This is a genomic window from Novosphingobium kalidii, from assembly GCF_040534015.1.
GTDB lineage: Bacteria > Pseudomonadota > Alphaproteobacteria > Sphingomonadales > Sphingomonadaceae > Novosphingobium > Novosphingobium kalidii.
This window is the reverse complement of sequence record NZ_JBEWLY010000007.1, coordinates 42,183-60,104: the sequence shown is the minus strand read 5'-3', so window position 1 is coordinate 60,104 and position 17,922 is coordinate 42,183. Positions and strand designations below refer to the sequence as shown.

The 17,922-nt window shown below is 63.7% G+C and carries 16 protein-coding genes; 10 read left to right on the top strand and 6 right to left on the bottom strand.

Translation table 11 applies throughout. The annotated features are described in order from the left end of the window. Positions 1-35: 35 nt before the first annotated feature. From ABVV53_RS02105 to ABVV53_RS02095, 3 genes are all read left to right on the top strand, one after another. Entirely contained in the window at positions 36-812 is a 777-nt protein-coding gene (locus ABVV53_RS02105; protein ID WP_353982667.1) for a 16S rRNA (uracil(1498)-N(3))-methyltransferase, read from the top strand. A 10-nt stretch (positions 813-822) separates the two neighbouring features. Beyond that, positions 823-2,193, top strand: a complete 1,371-nt coding sequence (locus tag ABVV53_RS02100; protein WP_353982666.1) for a glutamate--cysteine ligase — start codon at positions 823-825, stop codon at positions 2,191-2,193. Between the two features lie 74 nt (positions 2,194-2,267). Next, complete coding sequence (locus ABVV53_RS02095; protein WP_353982665.1) at positions 2,268-4,037, top strand: bifunctional metallophosphatase/5'-nucleotidase; 1,770 nt, start codon at positions 2,268-2,270, stop codon at positions 4,035-4,037. A 27-nt stretch (positions 4,038-4,064) separates the two neighbouring features. On the opposite strand, the gene ABVV53_RS02090 is transcribed toward ABVV53_RS02095, so the two are convergent. Both ABVV53_RS02090 and lgt read right to left on the bottom strand, forming a co-directional pair. Beyond that, positions 4,065-5,150, bottom strand: coding sequence for a class I SAM-dependent methyltransferase (locus ABVV53_RS02090; protein WP_353982664.1), 1,086 nt, complete (start codon positions 5,148-5,150; stop codon positions 4,065-4,067). Beyond that, on the bottom strand, positions 5,147-6,025 hold the full coding sequence (gene lgt / locus ABVV53_RS02085; protein WP_419956738.1) for a prolipoprotein diacylglyceryl transferase: 879 nt from the start codon (positions 6,023-6,025) through the stop codon (positions 5,147-5,149). Before lgt ends, ABVV53_RS02090 begins: the two co-directional genes overlap by 4 nt. Positions 6,026-6,201: 176 nt before the next feature. Between lgt and ABVV53_RS02080 the strand changes: the two genes are divergently transcribed. The 4 genes from ABVV53_RS02080 to ABVV53_RS02065 all read left to right on the top strand — a co-directional run bounded on the left by ABVV53_RS02080 (position 6,202) and on the right by ABVV53_RS02065 (position 11,551). Further along, positions 6,202-8,952, top strand: coding sequence for a [protein-PII] uridylyltransferase (locus ABVV53_RS02080; RefSeq protein WP_353982662.1), 2,751 nt, complete (start codon positions 6,202-6,204; stop codon positions 8,950-8,952). Between the two features lie 81 nt (positions 8,953-9,033). Further along, positions 9,034-10,203 carry a patatin-like phospholipase family protein gene (locus ABVV53_RS02075; protein WP_353982661.1) on the top strand — a complete coding sequence of 390 codons (1,170 nt, stop codon included), beginning with the start codon at positions 9,034-9,036 and terminating at the stop codon, positions 10,201-10,203. Then, positions 10,200-10,982: a 3-hydroxybutyrate dehydrogenase gene (locus tag ABVV53_RS02070; RefSeq protein WP_353982660.1), complete on the top strand. Its 783-nt coding sequence runs from the start codon at positions 10,200-10,202 to the stop codon at positions 10,980-10,982. Before ABVV53_RS02075 ends, ABVV53_RS02070 begins: the two co-directional genes overlap by 4 nt. A 20-nt stretch (positions 10,983-11,002) precedes the next feature. Next, a complete protein-coding gene (locus ABVV53_RS02065; RefSeq protein ID WP_353982659.1) occupies positions 11,003-11,551 on the top strand; it encodes a pseudouridine synthase in 549 nt (182 codons plus the stop codon). Positions 11,552-11,567: 16 nt separating this feature from the next. On the opposite strand, the gene gltX is transcribed toward ABVV53_RS02065, so the two are convergent. From gltX to ABVV53_RS02045, 4 genes are all read right to left on the bottom strand, one after another. After that, positions 11,568-12,914 (bottom strand): glutamate--tRNA ligase, encoded by a 1,347-nt coding sequence (gene gltX, locus ABVV53_RS02060; RefSeq protein WP_353982658.1) that lies wholly within the window; start codon positions 12,912-12,914, stop codon positions 11,568-11,570. Positions 12,915-12,982: 68 nt separating this feature from the next. Further along, entirely contained in the window at positions 12,983-13,660 is a 678-nt protein-coding gene (locus tag ABVV53_RS02055) for a TorF family putative porin (protein ID WP_353982657.1), read from the bottom strand. A gap of 92 nt (positions 13,661-13,752) precedes the next feature. Then, on the bottom strand, positions 13,753-14,193 hold the full coding sequence (locus tag ABVV53_RS02050; RefSeq protein WP_353982656.1) for a hypothetical protein: 441 nt from the start codon (positions 14,191-14,193) through the stop codon (positions 13,753-13,755). 383 nt (positions 14,194-14,576) lie between these two features. After that, positions 14,577-14,786: a hypothetical protein gene (locus tag ABVV53_RS02045; RefSeq protein ID WP_353982655.1), complete on the bottom strand. Its 210-nt coding sequence runs from the start codon at positions 14,784-14,786 to the stop codon at positions 14,577-14,579. Between the two features lie 170 nt (positions 14,787-14,956). Here ABVV53_RS02045 and ABVV53_RS02040 point away from each other — a divergent pair, with 170 nt between their 5' ends. The 3 genes from ABVV53_RS02040 to ABVV53_RS02030 are packed head-to-tail and all read left to right on the top strand — an operon-like array spanning position 14,957 to position 17,921. Further along, positions 14,957-15,964, top strand: a complete 1,008-nt coding sequence (locus ABVV53_RS02040; RefSeq protein WP_353982876.1) for an ArsR/SmtB family transcription factor — start codon at positions 14,957-14,959, stop codon at positions 15,962-15,964. Next, complete coding sequence (gene metF, locus ABVV53_RS02035) at positions 15,952-16,878, top strand: methylenetetrahydrofolate reductase [NAD(P)H] (RefSeq protein ID WP_353982654.1); 927 nt, start codon at positions 15,952-15,954, stop codon at positions 16,876-16,878. Before ABVV53_RS02040 ends, metF begins: the two co-directional genes overlap by 13 nt. Next, positions 16,875-17,921, top strand: coding sequence for a homocysteine S-methyltransferase family protein (locus tag ABVV53_RS02030; RefSeq protein ID WP_353982653.1), 1,047 nt, complete (start codon positions 16,875-16,877; stop codon positions 17,919-17,921). The genes metF and ABVV53_RS02030 overlap by 4 nt, the downstream gene beginning before the upstream one ends. The last annotated feature ends 1 nt before the right edge of the window (position 17,922 follow it).

The window sequence follows — 17,922 nt, the reverse complement described above, 5'->3', positions numbered from 1 at the left end:
TAGCCGCGCGAGCCGCAATCGGCTAGGTGCAGTCCATGCCCGCCACTCCTGCATGGCCGCCCAAGAGCGCACCGCGCCTGTTCGTCCCCGATCCGCTCGCTGCTGGAATGGCGGTTGAGGTAGAGGGCCCGCAGGCGCACTACCTCTCGCGTGTCATGCGTGTTGCGCCAGGGGGAGCCGTCGTCCTGTGCGACAACACCACGGGTGAGTGGGTCGCCGAAGTGACCGAAGTCGGCAAGCGCGGCGTCTCGCTCACCGTGCGCGAACGGCTGCGCGAGCGGGAAAACGTACCGGACTTCTGGCTCTGCGCGGCGCTTCTGAAGAAACCGAACTTCGATCTTGTGCTGGAGAAGGCGACCGAACTTGGCGTGCGCCGCATTCAGCCGGTGATCACCCGCCGCTGCGTCGCTGACAAGCTGAACGAAGAGCGCGCCCGCACGATCGTCACCGAGGCGGCAGAGCAGTGTGCGCGCACTGCTCTGCCCGATGTGGCCGAGCCGCTTCGGCTTGAGGCACTGCTCAAAGCTTGGCCGGAGGAGCGCACCTTGTTCTTTGCGGACGAGAACGGCGGGGCACCGATCAAGGAAGCATTCGCGATTCACAACGCTCCGGCCGCGTTGCTGGTCGGACCCGAAGGCGGCTTCGACGATGCGGAGCGCGCGGCCGTCCGCAATCACCCCCAGGCAAGGGCAATCAGCCTTGGCCCGCGCATTCTGCGCGCGGAGACCGCCGTGATCGCCGGGTGCGCATCGTGGATGGCGATGGCAGGCGATTGGCATAATTCGCTGGCGCGCTCGGGGACTGTGGCCTAACGGCTCGCGCATGAGCACCCGCGAGGTTTCGGATCGGGATGATCCGGTGATCGAATCTATCGCCCAGCTTGCCGAGCCCATGGCTGCGGGCGAAAAGCCGCGCGCCCAATGGCGCATCGGCACCGAGCACGAGAAGCAGGTCTACGCGCTCGCCGATCGCCATGCCCCGTCTTACGACGAGCCCGGCGGCATTCGTGATCTGCTGCTGTCGTTGCGCGAGTTCGGTTGGGAGCCGATCGAGGAAGGCGGACACGTCATCGCCATGAAGGGCGCAGACGGCAACGTCAGCCTGGAGCCGGCAGGCCAACTTGAACTTTCGGGCGCTCCTCTCGAGACGCTGCACGAGACCTGCAACGAGACGGGCCGGCACCTGCAGCAAGTGAAGGCAATCGGTGACAAGTTCGGCGTGGGTTTCCTGGGCCTTGGCATGTGGCCGGACAAGCGGCGCGACGAGCTGCCGATCATGCCCAAGGGCCGCTACGCCATCATGCTGCGCCACATGCCGCGAGTCGGGTCTCTCGGGCTCGACATGATGCTGCGCACCTGCACGATCCAGGTAAACCTCGACTACTCCAGCGAGGCGGACATGGCGCAGAAGTTCCGCGTCAGCCTTGCCCTGCAGCCGATGGCGACAGCGCTGTTCGCAAACTCGCCGTTCACCGAAGGCAAGCCCAACGGCATGCTTTCGTATCGCAGCCACATCTGGTCGGACACGGACCCGCATCGCACGGGGATGCTGCCTTTCGTGTTCGAGCAAGGCTTCGGATACCAGCGCTACGTGGACTACATGCTGGATGTACCGATGTATTTCGTGTTCCGCGACGGAAAGTACATCGACGCCGCCGGCCTCTCCTTCCGTGACTTCATGGCCGGCAAACTGTCGGTGCTGCCCGGCGAGTTGCCGCGGATGAGCGACTGGCAGGACCACCTCTCCACTGCCTTCCCTGAAGTGCGCCTCAAATCCTTCCTCGAAATGCGCGGCGCGGATGGCGGCCCTTGGGGCCGGATTTGCGCGCTTCCGGCGTTCTGGGTCGGCCTGCTGTACGACCAGGGGGCGCTGGACGCGGCATGGGACCTCGTGAAGGGGTGGGACATGGATGGCCGCGAACGCTTGCGCAGCGAAGTGCCGCGACTGGGGCTCGACGCGCCTCTGCCCGGCGGCGGAACCCTGCGCGACATCGCCGCCGAGGTGCTTGCCATCTCTCGTTCGGGCCTCGCAGCGCGCGCCAAGCTGAATACCATGGGCGAGGACGAGACGGGCTTCCTCGCGCCGTTGTCCGAGATCGTGCAATCCGGCAAAGTTCCGGCGCAGCGCCTGCTCGACAAGTTCCACGGCGAATGGAACGGCGACATCGGCCGCATCTATGAGGAACGCTTCTGACGCATACGCCTGCACGGTAACGGCGGGCAGGATCGCCATTGGCCTGTCATTTCACCCTCCGATAGAAGTCCATCATGAACTCCCAGATCAACCGCAGCCTGCCGCTGCTCCTAGCGTCGTTCCTGGCCGCCTGCGCCGCTCAGCCAGCTCCTGACAGGCTCACGCCGCAGGCCCAAAGAACGCCTGTCCAAGTCGGCGTTATCGCCATCAATGACTTTCACGGTGCGCTTGAGCCGCCCAAGCAGGCGGTCAACATCAAAAACCCCGACGGCAGCGTCACCGGCGTGCCGGCAGGCGGCGGAGCCTGGCTTGCGTCGGCGATCGACGAGTTGAAGGCCAAGCACCCCAACAACGTGGTGGTGGCCGCAGGCGATCTCACGAGCGCCTCACAGCTTGCATCGTCGCTGTACCTCGACGAGCCCGCAGTCGGGGTGATGAATCGGATCGGACTTGAGTTCAACGCGGTCGGGAATCACGAATTCGACCGGGGCTGGAACGAGCTCCTGCGCCTCCAGAATGGCGGCTGCGAGAAGAACACCCGGCGCCAGCCCTGCCGACTGGAGCAGTTTGCCGGCGCCGATTACAAGTATCTCTCCGCCAGCACTCTAAAGGACGACGGCTCGACGCTGCTCCCGGCGACAGGCGTCAAGACTTTCGACACCGCGGCTGGTAAGATCACGCTCGGGTTCATCGGGCTATCCTTGCGCACCGTGCCTGCGCTGGTCTCGCCAGACGCTCTCAAGGGCCTCAGCTTCGCGGACGAAGCGGACACGATCAACGCGCTGGTGCCACGACTCAGGGCTGAGGGTGCGGATGCCGTGGTCGTGTTGATCCACCAGGGCGGCAAGACTGAGGCACTTGATGATCCCAATGGCTGCGAGGGGCTGTCCGGCGATATCGTACCCATCCTCCAGCGGCTGAAGCCCGGCGTCGATGTGGTCGTCTCCGGCCACACGCACTGGGCCTATACGTGCGAGTACCCCTCAGCTGGAGCGGCCCAGCCGATCCTCCTGACCAGCGCCGGCGTCTACGGCAAGCTCGTCACGGACATCACGCTCTCCTTCGATCCCGCTACCCATGCGGTGATCGGGAAGAAGGCGCAGAACATCATCGTTCAGTCGGAACCCTATACCGCCACAAGAGGCCGGATAGAGAACACCGACAGGGTACCACAGTTCGCACCGAAGCCCGAGGTCGCCGCTTATGTGAAGCGCTATGCTGACAATGTCGCAGGCGAAATCTCCCGGCCGGCCGGCAGGTTGTCTGGTCCGGCGCCGAAAACCGACGGTAGCGATAGCTGGACCGGCGGACCGCTTGCCCAACTGATCGCCGACAGCCAGTTAGGCGCCACTCGCGATATCGGGGCACAAATTGCGTTTACCAATCCGTTCGGAGTCCGCACCTCACTGATGCCTGCTCCGAACGGCGCAGTGACCTTCGGGCAGCTCTATGCCGTGCAGCCGTTCAACAATGAACTGGTCGTCCAGAGCATGACGGGCGCTCAGATCAAGGCCGTGATCGAAGAGGGCCTTGATGACGAAGACGTCCAGCAGGTGCTCACGCCTTCCGCCAACTTGCGCTTCAGCTTCGATATGCGGCGCCCATCCGGGGCGCGCGTCGTGTCGTTGACGCTGGATGGCAAACCACTGCACCCGCGTGCCACCTACCGGGTGACCACGAACAATTTCCTTTCCGAGGGTGGTGACTTCTTTTCCGAATTCACCAGGGCAACGAACAAAGTCCGGGGCGGGTTGGACATCGACGCGCTGGAGGCTTGGCTCACTGCCGTGCCGATGCGCAAGGTTCCCGACGAAAAGCGGGCCGTGCAGATCGGCGGTAACTAGGTGCGGGAGAGCGCGGTTGCCGCTCTCCTAGAACCCTGCTCCGTCTGGCCAGTTCGGCGCCGCAAGCCCCATGACCTTGAATAGAGTGCCCATCTGATCTTCAGCAGTGAGGCGATCTAAAGCGGCCGCGATCGCGTCGCCGTGCTCGGGCGACGACCGCGTGAGGCTCTGCGCCCGAGCTTCGATGCCCAAGTCGCGCAGCCAAGCGCCTTGCCCCACTGTCCCGAGCCAACGGCACCCCCGCGACAGCGCGACGTCGGCGAGCGTGGCGAAGTCCACGTGCGCCGTGAGATCTGCCGCGCCGGGTTGCTCGAAAGCATCAAGCTTGCGGTGGGCGCGCACGGCTTGAAGGGTGGAGCCTGTGCGCGGGGCATCATGTCCGTAGTCGATGAACAGCGCCGCCCCCCCTTGCTCGACAAGCCGGCCGGCAGCTTCGGAAACGATAGCGGCCGCGCCGGGAGTGGTCTCGATCAATGTGCCCGGTTCGGCATCGCGCAGAGCCTCGGGGACCGCGGCGTCCATGGGGCGGTCTCCAGCCACGCCGACGAACCGCTTCCCCTCAAGGGCGACCATCCGCTCGCGCCATCCGGCTGGCGTCATGACGAGCTGCCGGACTGGCAGCGCGTCGAGAAACTCGTTTGCCACCAGCAGGATCGGGCCCTCGGTGGGGACCGTGGAAAGATCGTAGTGCCACTGCGCCTGCGGGACGGCGTCGATCTGGATCGTCTTGAGAGCAATTGAGCTCTCGACGAAGTGCACCTTGGGCGCCAACCCATGCCGCGCCGCTGCACGCAGCGCATCGCGCGCCAGCGTACCGCGGCCGGGACCAAGCTCGACGTAGTGGACCGGGTCCGGGCGACCAGCACGTATCCAGACGTCCGCCAGCCAAAGACCAATCAGTTCGCCGAACATCTGGCTGATTTCCGGCGCGGTAATGAAATCGCCGCCCTCGCCCAAAGGATCGCGCGAGGAATAATAGCGAGCGTTCGACTCGCCCATGAAATACATGACGCTGATCGGACCCGTGTTCGCGATCAGGCGGCGGAAAATCGCTGCCAGCGTATCCTTATCGTCCGCAGCACCATCCTCAGCCTGCGGCCCGGCCACCGTCATGCCGGGACCGGCCGCCCTGTCGCCAAGGGTGGTTTGCTTAGCGCGCGCGCGACGATGGCGAGACCAAGGATCATCAGCGGGATGGTTAGCCATTGGCCCATCGAGAGGCCCGTGCGCATCGCGAAATCCTGCAGCTGCGCATCGGGCTCCCGGAAGAACTCGACGAAGAAGCGCGCAAGGGCGATGCCGGTGGTAAACACACCCACCAGCAATCCGGGACGAAAGCGGGCGCGCGTCTTCCAGAACAGCAGGAGCATGACGATGATCAGCGCCAACCCCTCAAGCGCAGCTTCGTAAAGCTGGCTGGGGTGGCGGGGCAGTGGTCCGCCGTCCGGGAAGATCATGGCCCAAGGCAACGAGGGATCGGCAACCCGCCCCCAAAGCTCGCCATTCACGAAATTGGCCAGACGACCGAACAGCATGCCGAAGGGCACGCAGACCGAAATGTAATCGGCCACCCGCAAGAAGCTGAGGCCGCCGCGCCACGAAACCCAGGCAATTGCAAGGATCACGCCGATCAGGCCGCCATGAAAGCTCATCCCGCCGTTCCACAGCGAAAGCAGCTCGCCGGGATGGCTCCATAGGCTAGGTATGCCGGTGTCACCGCCAGTGTAGAAAGTTGCGTAGCCGAGGCGGCCACCAAGGATGATCCCCAAGGTGCAATAGAAGAACAGGTCGTCGGCATGGCGCTGCGCCAGTGGCGCGCCCGGCGCCTTGATCATCCGAGTAAGGTGCCAGTACCCCAGCAGGATGCCGGCAAGGTACGCCAGCGAGTAATAGCGCAGCGTAAAGAAGCCGAGGTCGATGCCGTTCCTCAGCCCCAGATCGGCCCAGTGAATCGGATTGTGGGCCGCGGCGGCGGCGGACAGAATCAGCAAGCGTGCAGCCTCGTGATTGTTTCAGCGACGCGCCATGGGGGCGCGCCATTTCCCGCGCCTTCTGGCATAGGCGGGCGAACGAGGAAAGTCGCGTTCTGCGCCCCCGGGGCCATCGTGGCATACAATTGTGTCCCCACCTTTCTTCTTGTCCCGCCACCCTCTAGACGTTGGACATGCATGTAATCCGGATCCCTTCGCCGCGCGCGGTTATCGACCGGCGCGGTCTCACCACTCGCATCGCCGCTCTTGTGGAGGAGCACGGCGCAACGGGTGCTCGCAAGGAAATCGTTCCGCTGCTGCGCGACGCTCTGGCCCAAGGACGCGAAGAGATCGCCGAACGCCTTGTCGCGACGCCCAGCGCGGGCCATGCGCTGGCCGAAGCACAGGCGTTCCTTGTCGACCAGATTTTGCGCATCGTCCACGATCACGTGGTCACCGACGTATACCCCGCCAGCAACCGCTCGAAGGGCGAACGCCTCACCATCGCGGCAGTTGGAGGTTACGGCCGGGGCGAAATGGCGCCGCACTCTGACGTCGATATCGCATTCCTCACTCCGATCCGCTGCACGGCCTGGTGCGAGCAGGTTATCGAGGCGATGCTGTACTTCCTGTGGGATCTTGGTCTCAAGGTCGGCCAGTCCAGCCGCTCGCTCGACGAGATGGTGCGCATGTGCAAGTCGGACCTCACCATCCGCACCGCCATGCTGGAGGCCCGCTACGTCTGGGGCGACCAGGACTTGTTCGAGGAAGCCCGTCAGCGCTTCTGGAAGGACGTGGTCTCGGGCACGGAACGCCAGTTCGTGGCCGAGAAGCTGGCCGAACGAGACAGCCGGCACAAGCGGATGGGCGACAGCCGCTATGTCGTTGAACCCAACGTCAAGGAGGGCAAGGGCTCCCTGCGCGACCTCCACACGCTCTACTGGATTGGCAAGTACATCCACAAGGTGCGCTCGCCCGCCGAACTTGTGAACGTCGGTCTGCTGACGCCGAAGGAGTATCGGGCGTTCCGTCGTGCTGAAAACTTCTTCTGGGCAGTGCGTTGCCACCTTCACACGATCACCCGCCGCACCGAGGATCGTCTGACGTTCGATCTCCAGCGCGAAGTGGCGGCCCGGATGAACTATGCCGATCGCCCCGGGAAGAGCGCGGTCGAGCGTTTCATGCAGTACTTCTTCCTGCAAGCCAAAGTGGTGGGCAACCTCACCGGCGTATTCCTCGCCCAACTCGACGAGCAGGTCGCGCAGCGTCCGGTGCGCGGCCTGTTGGCGACGTTCCGCGCCAAGGCGCGCACGGTCAAGGGCTACAAGGTATTCGGCGGACGCATCCATGCCCCTTCCGAAAAGTGGTTCGCCGAAGATCCCGTCCGGCTGCTCGACATCTTCGTGATCGCCGATCGCGAGGGGCTTGAAGTCCACCCTGAAACCTTGCGGACGATCGCGCGAGACGCGGTCCTGATCCGGGACGAAGTGCGCAAGGACCCGCGCGCGAACGCGCTCTTCCTGGAACTGCTGACCAGCCGCCGCGACCCGGAGAAAGCCCTGCGGACCTTGAACGAAGCGGGGGTCTTCGGCCGCTTTGTCACAGAGTTCGGGCGCGTCAACGCCCAGATGCAGTTCGATATGTACCACCACTATACGGTGGACGAACACACCATCCGGGCCATCGGCCTGGTGGCGCGGATCGAGCAGGGCGAACTGCAGGACGATCATCCACTCGCCTACGAGATCATCGGCAAGGTCCGGTCCCGACGCGCGCTCTATGCCGCCGTGCTGCTCCACGACATTGCCAAAGGCCGGGGTGGCGACCACTCTGTCCTCGGCGCCGAAATTGCGATGAAGCTGTGCCCGCGGCTTGGACTGGACGAGGAAGAGACGGAACTGGTGAGTTGGCTGGTTCGCCACCACCTCATCATGAGCGCGACCGCTTTCAAGCGCGACTTGTCTGACAGCAAGACGATTGGCGACTTCGTCGGGCTGGTGCAATCGATCGACCGGCTGCGGCAACTGACATTGCTGACGATCGTAGATATCCGCGCAGTGGGCCCTGGCACCTGGAACAGCTGGAAGCGCCAACTTATCGGCGGCCTCTATGGTGCCGCCGAAGAGCGTCTGCGCCTCGGCCACGCCGAATATGGGCGCGAGAACCGGATCGCCGCGAAGCGGGCTGCCGTCGAAGCTCAGCTCGGCAGCGACACAGCCCTACTTGAGGAGATCGGCGATCATTTTGCCGATGCCTACTGGATCGCAGAGCCCGACGACGTGATCACCAAGAACCTGGCGCAGTATCAGGCATCCATGGATGAGCCGCTCTCGATCCAGAGCGAGTACTATCCTGCCCGCGGCGCGACGTTGGTTACGGTCATCGCAGCGGATCATCCGGGGCTGTTCTATCGGATAGCGGGCGGAATCCACTTGGCGGGCGGCAACATTATCGACGCGCGCATCCACACGACTCGCACCGGGCGAGCGGTCGATAATTTCCTGGTGCAGGATCCCCTTGGAAGGCCCTTCCAGGAAGAAGCTCAGCTGGAACGGCTGCGCACCTCCATCGAAAATGCCCTCGCCAACCGGGTGCAGCTGTTGCCGCAGCTACATGCCCGCCCCGATGCCCGTCCGCGTGCCGACGCGTTCGACGTGCGCCCGCGCGTGCTCGTGGACAACAAAGCCTCGAACCGTTTCACCGTCATCGAAGTCAACGCGCGGGACCGGCCCGCCCTGCTCAACCGCCTTGCCTACACGCTGTTTGATGAGCGCCTGATGGTACACTCCGCCCATATCGCGACGTACGGGGAGCGCGCGGCGGACACGTTTTACGTGACCGACCTTCTGGGGGACAAGTTGCTGTCGCAAACACGCATCCGAGGTGTTGAAAAGCGCCTTCTCGAGGCTGCGAGCGAAGCGACCGGGGAAGCTGCGGCAGCGTAACTACATTAGCCGCGAAAGCGGACTTGCGCTTCGGTGAGGGGATGCCATGTTTGCTGCATCGCAACAAAGCAATGGGTCCGCATGTCCTCATCTAACGCTAATGGAAAGCACCCGCCCCAAACAGCCCTCGTCCTGCAAGGAGGAGGCGCGCTGGGCGCCTACCAGGCAGGCGTCTACGAGGCGCTCGCCAATACTGCGCTTCAGCCGGACTGGGTCGCCGGCATTTCCATCGGCGCAATCAACGCGGCGATCATCGCTGGCAACCCGGCGGAACGCAGGGTCGAGCGTCTGCGCGCGTTCTGGGAAATGGCTTCAGGCGAGTTGCAGTTCAAGCTGGGCCATCCGCAAGGGTTTGCGCGCCGCGCCCTGAACGAAGCTTCCGCGCTGATCGCTGCAACCGCCGGTGTACCGGGCTTTTTCACGCCGCGCTTTCCGCCGCTGCCGGCGGAATGGCCTGCCGAACTCGGCCAGCTTAGCTACTACGATACCGCCCCACTGCGCACGACGCTGATGAAACTCGTCGACTTTGACCTGCTAAACAACGGACCGATCCGCTTCAGCATCGGTGCGGTGAATGTGCTCAATGGCAACTTCGCCTATTTCGACAATCGCGAGGACACGATTGGCCCCGAACACATTATGGCATCGGGCGCCCTGCCCCCGGGCTTCCCCCCGGTTCAGATCGGCAGCGACTGGTACTGGGATGGAGGTCTCGTCTCCAATACACCGCTGCAGTACGTGCTGGACCATCGCCCTCCTTGCGAACTCACGGTGTTCCAGGTTGATCTGTTCAGCTCGCGCGGCACCGTCCCTCGCACAATGGCGGACGTGCTGCAGCGTGAGAAAGATATTCGGTATTCCAGCAGGACTCGCCTGAACACCGACTTGTCGAAGAAGATGCAGGCGCTTCACTCCGCCGCCCGTCGGCTGGCAAAGCGCCTGCCACCAGAGATGTGCGACGATCCCGATCTGCGTATCCTGCTCAGCCATGAGCCTGAGGAGCCGGTTGCGATCATGCACCTCATCAACCGCTGCATGCACTATGAAAGCAACTCGAAGGACTACGAGTTCTCTCGCACCACAGTGGAAGAGCACTGGTATGAGGGGCATGAAGACGCCTCTTATTCGCTTGCCCATCCCGAATGGATCGACCGCAAGCATGCGGACGATACGATCGCCACGTACGATCTGGCCGGTGATCGTCCGCGCCGAACCGCTACGCTGGGCTCTGCCATAGGAGATTGTATATGAAGCTGAAGGACAAGGCCTGCATCATCACCGGTGCGGCAAGCGGGATCGGCAACGCTATCGCACACCGCTTCGCTTCCGAAGGCGCGAAAGTGGCCATTGCAGACCTAAACCTCGATGCGGCGCAGAAGGCAGCGGACGACATTGCCGCCAAGTTCGGCACTTCAGCCATGGCCGTCGTGATGGATGTGAGCAGCGAGGAGCAAGTGAACGCCGGCGTGGCGCAAGTCGTCGAGGCCTGGGGAGGCGTGGATGTGCTCATCTCCAATGCCGGCATCCAGATCGTCAACCCGGTCGAGCACTTCGCTTTTTCAGACTGGAAAAAGATGCTCGCCATTCACCTCGACGGCGCCTTTCTCACCTCCAGGGCCTGCTTGCCGCACATGTATGCGAAAGGCGCTGGCTCGATCATCTTCATGGGCTCGGTGCACTCTAAGGAGGCAAGCCCGCTCAAGAGCGCCTATGTCACGGCCAAGCATGGCCTGCTGGGGCTCGCCCGCGTGATTGCCAAGGAAGGCGGCTCGAAGGGGGTCCGGACCAATGTGATCTGCCCTGGTTTTGTCCGCACGCCGCTGGTGGACAAGCAAATCCCGGAGCAGGCCAGGGAGCTTGGCATCTCTGAGGAAGAGGTGATCAAGAACGTCATGCTCGGCAAGACCGCCGACGGCGAGTTTACAACTGTCGAGGACATCGCGGAAGTCGCGCTGTTCTTCGCGGCGTTCGAGACCAATGCGCTTAACGGCCAGTCGCTTATCGCCAGCCACGGCTGGTTCATGGAGTAATCCGGGACTAAGGCGGGCCAATGTCCCGGCTAATCCTGTTCAACAAGCCCTACGGCGTTCTCAGTCAGTTCACCGACCGGGGCACCGAGAGCGCACGCTCAACGCTATCTGACTACATCACCGTGCCTGGCGTCTACCCTGCAGGGCGGCTCGACCGGGACAGCGAAGGACTGCTGCTCCTGACCGACGACGGTCGTCTTCAAGCCCGCATCGCCGACCCCCGCTACAAAATGGCCAAGACTTACCTCGTGCAAGTGGAAGGGGCAGTCAGCGAAGAGGCCCTGAACGCACTGCGTGCGGGCGTGACACTCAAGGACGGCCCGACCCGGCCTGCTCAGGCCGAACCTGCCGCCGATCCCGACTTGTGGCCTCGCGACCCCCCGGTTCGATATCGCAAATCGGTGCCGGATTGCTGGCTACGGCTCACCATCCGCGAAGGCCGTAACCGGCAGGTGCGCCGCATGACCGCCGCAGTCGGCCACCCCACGCTGCGCCTCGTTCGGGAGAGCATCGGAGAATGGTCGCTCAACGATCTGCAGCCCGGTGAATGGCGCGAAGTGACCGTATAAGCGGCCGCCCCGTCTCTCACGGCCCTTCCCAGGCTGCCGCTGCTCGCAACCTCTCCAGCGCGGCGTCTCGTCCGATCAGCGGAAGCAAAGCCGCCATGTCCGGCCCATGATCCATCCCGGTGAGCGCCAGGCGCAGTGGCAGGAAGAGCGCCTTTCCCTTGCGGCCGGTGCGCACCTTGAGCGCACCGGTAAGCCCCTGCCACGGGCTTTCTCCCCACGTATCTTCCAGCACCTGCACCGCCTCACCCACGTACGCCCGGTCTTCATCAGCAAGCGCGGGAGTGACCACGGTGCCGGTCACCACTCGCCACCAGTCCTGTGCTTCTGCAACGCGAGCCAAATTGGGGCGCACGACCTCCCAAGCCGCAGCGTCCATGTCCTCCGGCAGGCGATCCGCAACCGCTTCATAAGGCAGAGCGTGAACCACAGCCGCATTGACGCGCTCCAGCTCAGCCTCGTCGAACCGGGCGGGAGCCCTCCCGAAGTGCGACAGATCGAACGAAGACGCGAGGGCGGCCATATCGAGCGAAGGATCGACGGGATCGCTCGTCCCCAGCCGGCCCAGCAACGCTACCAGCGCTGCGGGTTCGATCCCGGCGTCCCGGAACTGGGCGACTCCCATGGAGCCCAGCCGCTTCGAGAGCTTACCTTCCGTACCCGTAAGCAGCGCCTCATGGGCGAACCGGGGAACAGGTGCGCCCAGCGCTTCAAACATCTGCACTTGCGCCGCTGTATTGGAGACGTGGTCCTCGCCCCTGAGAACGTCAGTGATGCCCATGGCCACGTCGTCAATCGCGCTTGGCAGCATATAGAGCCAGGAACCGTCCGCCCGCCGCACGACGGGATCAGACATCTGCGCAGGATCGAACCGTTGCGGCCCGCGAATCCCATCGTCCCATTCGATGGGCCGCTCTCGATCCAGTAGAAAGCGCCAGTGCGGCTTGTCACCGGATTCGATGCGGCGCGTCCGCTCATCCTCTGGAATGGCCAGCGCAGCGCGATCATAGACCGGCGGCAAACCGCGCCCGAGCAGCACTTTACGCTTGAGCTCGAGTTCCTGTGGCGTCTCCCAGCAAGGGTATACCCGCTCAGCCTCAGCCAGCCGCGCAAAGGCCTTCTCATAGATGGCGAAGCGCGCGGACTGCCGCTCCTCGCCTTCCGGCTCGATCCCGAGCCAGGCGAGGTCGGCCTTGAGCGCGTCGACGTACTCCTCGCGGCTACGCTCCGCGTCGGTATCGTCGATGCGCAGGAGGAAGCGCCCGCCGTGATGCTTGGTTAGCAGCCAGTTGTGCAAGGCCGTGCGCACGTTTCCGACGTGCAGATGGCCAGTGGGCGAGGGCGCGAAGCGAGTAACGACAGTCATCGGCCGCCGGATTAGGGCGCGGCTGGGATCAGGTCAATTTAAGCCGAGATACGCTGGCCGGCACAAGATCACGTGGAAACGCGCAGGTAGGCCACCACGCGTGAACCGAAGTGCCTGTCATAATACCGCGACAGCACGTCCACTTCATGCTTATCGATCGAAGTGCCGGAGTAGCGTACCCCAAGGGAAAAGAGCGCCTGGCTGCGTTCCACCCCCACATAATGATTGGTGTAGCTGCCGCCCGGCCGCAAGCGGGTTGCCCGCGGATCGTCACGCGAAGAGCCGCTGGTGTGACCGACCCCTCCGTATAGAGTGAACGGCAGGCCGGGGATCCCGACGGAGGCACTCGCGTCGACGTGCAGGTTATGCCCGCCGATGGCTTTCTGCGAAGGCGCGAAGTCCGCGCCGAGCACCACTTGCGCCGGGCCGATGGTGTGCGCAACTTCGCCGGTGATCTCGGCATAGCTCATGCCAGAGCGACCGATGAAAACGTTGCCGCGTGCACCGGCGCTGAAAGCAAACCCGCTCGCATTCAACAGCGTGTAGCGCGGTGCAATCGTCAGCGCCACGTCAGCCCCGCCGTGGCGGGGGCTATCGCGCAGAGTCACCGCGCTCACATCGAAAGTCAGGTCATTGCCGGAGGGGACAGTGGCAAAGACCGACACGGCGGGCTTGCCATCGCTCCAGCCCAGGCCGCGCTCACGCCGGTCGGTCTCCACCTCCAGCGACACGCTTGCGCTTGCCACTGGCTGGGCCTGCGCGGCAACCGAAAAGAGGGCGCCGCATGTGGCGATCGTCCAGCAGCAAGCTCGTGTCTTCATTGTCTCGTCAGATACTTTCAGTTGGCGGCAAAGTGATGCGCCGACTCTATCGCAGCCAACGCCGCGTGGGAATCGCTGGCGGCTGCGCTTGCAAGATGCGCATCAATCGCGCCAGCCTTGTTTTGGACAAGCCGGGCAGCCTCGGCCTCACGCCCCTGACAGCCTCCTGGCAAGCTGCTTGTGAAGCTCTGGTCCTGAGGCAACATGGACTTCAACGCGTGCCCTCCCTGACCAGCGACGATAACTCGCTCGACTGACACGTCGGCAGTTATGAGGCAACGGCGGTTGCTGGGCCGCGTCGGTGCCGACATGCCGATCGACCGCATACGCGTCTCCACGTGCGCGCGATAGTCTACCTGATAGGTGCTGCCGCGGTGATCCATGTCGACCCGGTGGACTGGCGCGTGAACTGGAGTGGCGCCAAGCGTGGCGGCTGTGGCGAACGCGAGCAAGCTCATGGATATCTCCCCTTCTCTGCGAAATGCCTAAAAATAAGGCATTGCTGCACAATCTTTGTGCACACGGCAGTTAGGGGGTCTATGCTTCTCGATTGTTGCCCAGTTGTGGACTTCTCTGTCTCGAGAGATGCCTGTGATTTGGGTGGCGGAAAGGATGGCAGCCTTCCTGGGGCCGGGAGAATGGCACCAGCAGCACGTGCATTCCTCCGCGTACCGCTTGTCCGGCATCCCGACGACGCTTGCAGCAGGAAGCAAGCTCCACCCACAAAAAAACCCTCCACAAGGAAGGGTTCGTTCGCAACACGGTCATGCAGAGAACTGCACCCGGTTGATACGAGCGGGGGCCAGCGCGCGGATGACGCGCCGCCCGGCCCCCGGCCGGATTACATCGCCGCGTCGGTGGCCGCTTCCGTGGCCATGCCGTCTTCGGCCATCATGGCGTCGGTCGCCATCGGGTCAGCAGCCAGAGTTTCCTCAGGCATTACCTCAACGGTCTCGGTGGTCACTTCTTCAGTCGGAGTTTCCGAGCTGCCGCAAGCGGCGAGAGCCAGAGCGGCGGCCGACGCGAATGCGGCGTAAGCAATCTTCTTCATGCGAATCCCCTTGCATTGTTTGGCGCAGGCGCCAACGCTTGCAGGCAAGCCTGCGGTGCATTCTTTAGACGAGTGGATGATGCAACGCAAACGGGAATAATGCTGCTGCTCTTTGCCGCCAAAGCGCCACCCTTGCCGACATATAAAGATTTCTTTATATGCATCGCGAAATGCAGCTCGAAGCTCTTCTCAAGGCCCTTGCCGACCCTACACGCTTGCGCATCATGCGCTTGCTCGCGCACATGGAGCTGGCAGTGGGAGAACTGGCGCAAGTGCTTGAGCAGAGTCAGCCTCGAGTGTCGCGCCACGTGCGAATCTTGTGCGCAGCCGGTTTGGCGGAGCGACGCAAAGAGGGTAGCTGGGTGTTCCTGCGCGCAGCCATCAGCGAGACGAGCGCCCTTCCGCTAGCCATAGCGACCGCACGACTGCTGGCGGTCTCGGAAAGCGATGACGGCGCCTTTGCAGCGCAGTGTCGGGAGGACCGACAGCATCTTGCCGCGATCCGTGCGGCACGGCAGGCAAGCGCAGAAGCTTACTTCGCACGCCACGCCGGTGAGTGGGATACCTTGCGCTCGTTGCACAGCCCTGACGAGGCGGTGGAGGAAGCGCTTAAGGCAATGCTGGACGGCCAATCGCTCGGCGCGCTTCTCGACGTTGGGACCGGCACCGGCCGTATGGCGGAGCTCTTCGCTCCTCACGCTGCGCAGGTGACAGCGCTGGACAAGAGCCCGGAAATGCTGCGCGTCGCGCGATCAAGGCTCGACAAGCTGCCCTCTGGCGCAGTCAACCTCGTCCAAGGCGATTTCACTGCCCTGCCCTTTTCCGCGGGTATCTTCGACACGGTGCTCTTCCATCAGGTCCTCCACTATGCGCAGAATCCTACCGTCGTGCTGGCCGAAGCAGCACGGGCGACTCGTCCGGGCGGGCATATTGCGATCGTCGATTTCGCCGCGCACGACCGGGAAGAGCTTCGCGAACGCCACGCGCATGCACGCCTGGGTTTCACCGATGAACAGATGATGGGCTTCCTTGCCGATGCAGGCTTCGCAAGCAAAGACGTGCGTGCCGTCGCGGGGCAGCCTCTTACGGTGAAGATCTGGACAGCCCGCAAGGACGGCAAACAAGAGGCGACGGCTCAAACGCCACGCCAACGGGAAGAGAATGAATGGCAAGCGTGATTGAGGCAGAAGCAGAACGGACCGCAGCGCCGGGGGTGTCGCCCTACGCAGAACTGCCGGGAGACATCGCCGTCTCCTTCGAGTTCTTCCCGCCCAAAACCGAGAAGATGGAGGCGCAGCTCTGGCAGGCCATTGCCGATCTCGCGCCCTTATCGCCCAGCTTCGTCTCCGTAACTTACGGCGCGGGCGGCACCACGCGCGAGCGCACGCACGCCACGGTGGCACGCATCGTGCGCGAAACGAACCTCGCGCCGGCCGCACACCTCACGTGCATCGCGGCAAGCAAGGCAGAGATCGCCGACATCGCCGATCAGTACTGGCAGGCAGGGGTGCGCCACATCGTTGCGTTGCGCGGTGACCCGCCGCCTGCAGACGGAGGCCGCTTCGTCCCGCACCCGGAGGGCTATGCCAGCGCCGCCGAACTGGTCGCGGGCCTTAAGCACCAGCACGATTTCGAGATCTCGGTTGCCGCATACCCCGAAATTCACCCCGAGGCCGTCAGCGCGCAGCACGATCTCGACAACCTGAAGCGCAAGATCGACGCTGGCGCAACGCGCGCGATCACACAGTTCTTCTATTCAACCGACGCTTACCTCCGCTTCCTCGACAAGGCGTTGGCAGCGGGCATCGAGACACCCATTCTGCCCGGCATCATGCCGGTGACGAACTTCGCTGCGATACGCCGCATGTCCGGGAACACCGAAATTCCGGACTGGCTCGTCACCATGTTCGAAGGCCTCGACGATCGGCCCGGCCCGCGTGCGCTTGTCGCCGCAGTGGCAGCCGCAGATTTGTGCCGACGCCTCTACGAGGGTGGCGTTCGCGACTTTCACTTCTATACCCTCAACCGCGCCGAGCAGGCTTACGCCATTTGCCAGTTGCTCGGCCTGCGGCCCCAGGAGATCACCCCATGACCGCGCGCGAAACGTTTTTGGCCGAGGCCGCCAAGCGCATTCTCATCACGGACGGCGCTTTCGGCACCGAAATCCAGAACTGGAAGCTCCAGGAGGCCGACTATGCCGGCGATCTGGGCCTGGCCAAAGAGCAAAAGGGCAACAACGATATCCTCGCTCTGACGAAGCCCGAGGTGCCAGAGGCGATACACCGTGCCTACTTTGAAGGGGGCGCCGACATTGCCGAGACCAACACCTTCAGCGCCAATCGCATCAGCCAGGCAGACTATGCCGCCGAGCACCTCGTGCGCGAAATCAACGTCGAGAGCGCCAAGCTCGCCCGCCGCCTTGCCGATGAGTATGCAGCGAAGGACGGTCGCCCGCGCTTCGTCGCCGGAGCGATCGGGCCTACGAACAAGACCCTGTCGCTCAGCCCCGACGTCAATGATCCCGGTTATCGGGAAATTGACTGGGACACGCTGGTGGACGTCTACCTCGAGCAGGCACGTGCGCTGGTCGAAGGCGGTGCCGACTTCATCCTGATCGAAACCGTGTTCGACACGCTTAATGCCAAGGCCGGGATCATGTCCGTGCGAAAGCTGGAGCAGGAATTGGGCCGCGAAGTGCCGATCATGCTTTCCATGACGCTGACTGATCTATCCGGCCGCAATTTGTCGGGCCACACCGTCGAGGCGTTCTGGCACGCCGTCCGCCATGCCAAGCCGGTGACGGTCGGCCTCAACTGCTCGTTCGGCGCGACGCAGCTGCGACCGCACGTCAAGACGCTGGCGGAGACCGCAGACACGCTGATCATGATCTACCCCAATGCCGGCCTACCCAACGAACTGGGTGCCTATGATGAGATGCCCGACACAACCGCCGGCTTCGTCGCGGAGTGGGCCATCGCCGGCCAGGTGAACGTGCTGGGGGGCTGCTGCGGCTCGACCCCCGCACACATCGCGGCCATGGCCAAGGCGGTGGCCGGCCTACCCGCACGCCAGCTTCCAAAGCTGGAGCCGGTGACTCGGCTTGCCGGGCTCGAGCCGTTCATCATGGCGGCTTGAC

Bases quoted from the DNA above. Each gene is read 5' to 3' on its own strand.
- ABVV53_RS02105 (WP_353982667.1), top strand. From the start codon at position 36: ATGCCCGCCACTCCTGCATGGCCGCCCAAGAGCGCACCGCGCCTGTTC.
- ABVV53_RS02100 (WP_353982666.1), top strand. From the start codon at position 823: ATGAGCACCCGCGAGGTTTCGGATCGGGATGATCCGGTGATCGAATCT.
- ABVV53_RS02095 (WP_353982665.1), top strand. From the start codon at position 2,268: ATGAACTCCCAGATCAACCGCAGCCTGCCGCTGCTCCTAGCGTCGTTC.
- ABVV53_RS02090 (WP_353982664.1), bottom strand. From the start codon at position 5,150: ATGACGGTGGCCGGGCCGCAGGCTGAGGATGGTGCTGCGGACGATAAG.
- ABVV53_RS02080 (WP_353982662.1), top strand. From the start codon at position 6,202: ATGCATGTAATCCGGATCCCTTCGCCGCGCGCGGTTATCGACCGGCGC.
- ABVV53_RS02075 (WP_353982661.1), top strand. From the start codon at position 9,034: ATGTCCTCATCTAACGCTAATGGAAAGCACCCGCCCCAAACAGCCCTC.
- ABVV53_RS02070 (WP_353982660.1), top strand. From the start codon at position 10,200: ATGAAGCTGAAGGACAAGGCCTGCATCATCACCGGTGCGGCAAGCGGG.
- ABVV53_RS02065 (WP_353982659.1), top strand. From the start codon at position 11,003: ATGTCCCGGCTAATCCTGTTCAACAAGCCCTACGGCGTTCTCAGTCAG.
- gltX (WP_353982658.1), bottom strand. From the start codon at position 12,914: ATGACTGTCGTTACTCGCTTCGCGCCCTCGCCCACTGGCCATCTGCAC.
- ABVV53_RS02050 (WP_353982656.1), bottom strand. From the start codon at position 14,193: ATGAGCTTGCTCGCGTTCGCCACAGCCGCCACGCTTGGCGCCACTCCA.
- ABVV53_RS02045 (WP_353982655.1), bottom strand. From the start codon at position 14,786: ATGAAGAAGATTGCTTACGCCGCATTCGCGTCGGCCGCCGCTCTGGCT.
- ABVV53_RS02040 (WP_353982876.1), top strand. From the start codon at position 14,957: ATGCAGCTCGAAGCTCTTCTCAAGGCCCTTGCCGACCCTACACGCTTG.
- metF (WP_353982654.1), top strand. From the start codon at position 15,952: ATGGCAAGCGTGATTGAGGCAGAAGCAGAACGGACCGCAGCGCCGGGG.
- ABVV53_RS02030 (WP_353982653.1), top strand. From the start codon at position 16,875: ATGACCGCGCGCGAAACGTTTTTGGCCGAGGCCGCCAAGCGCATTCTC.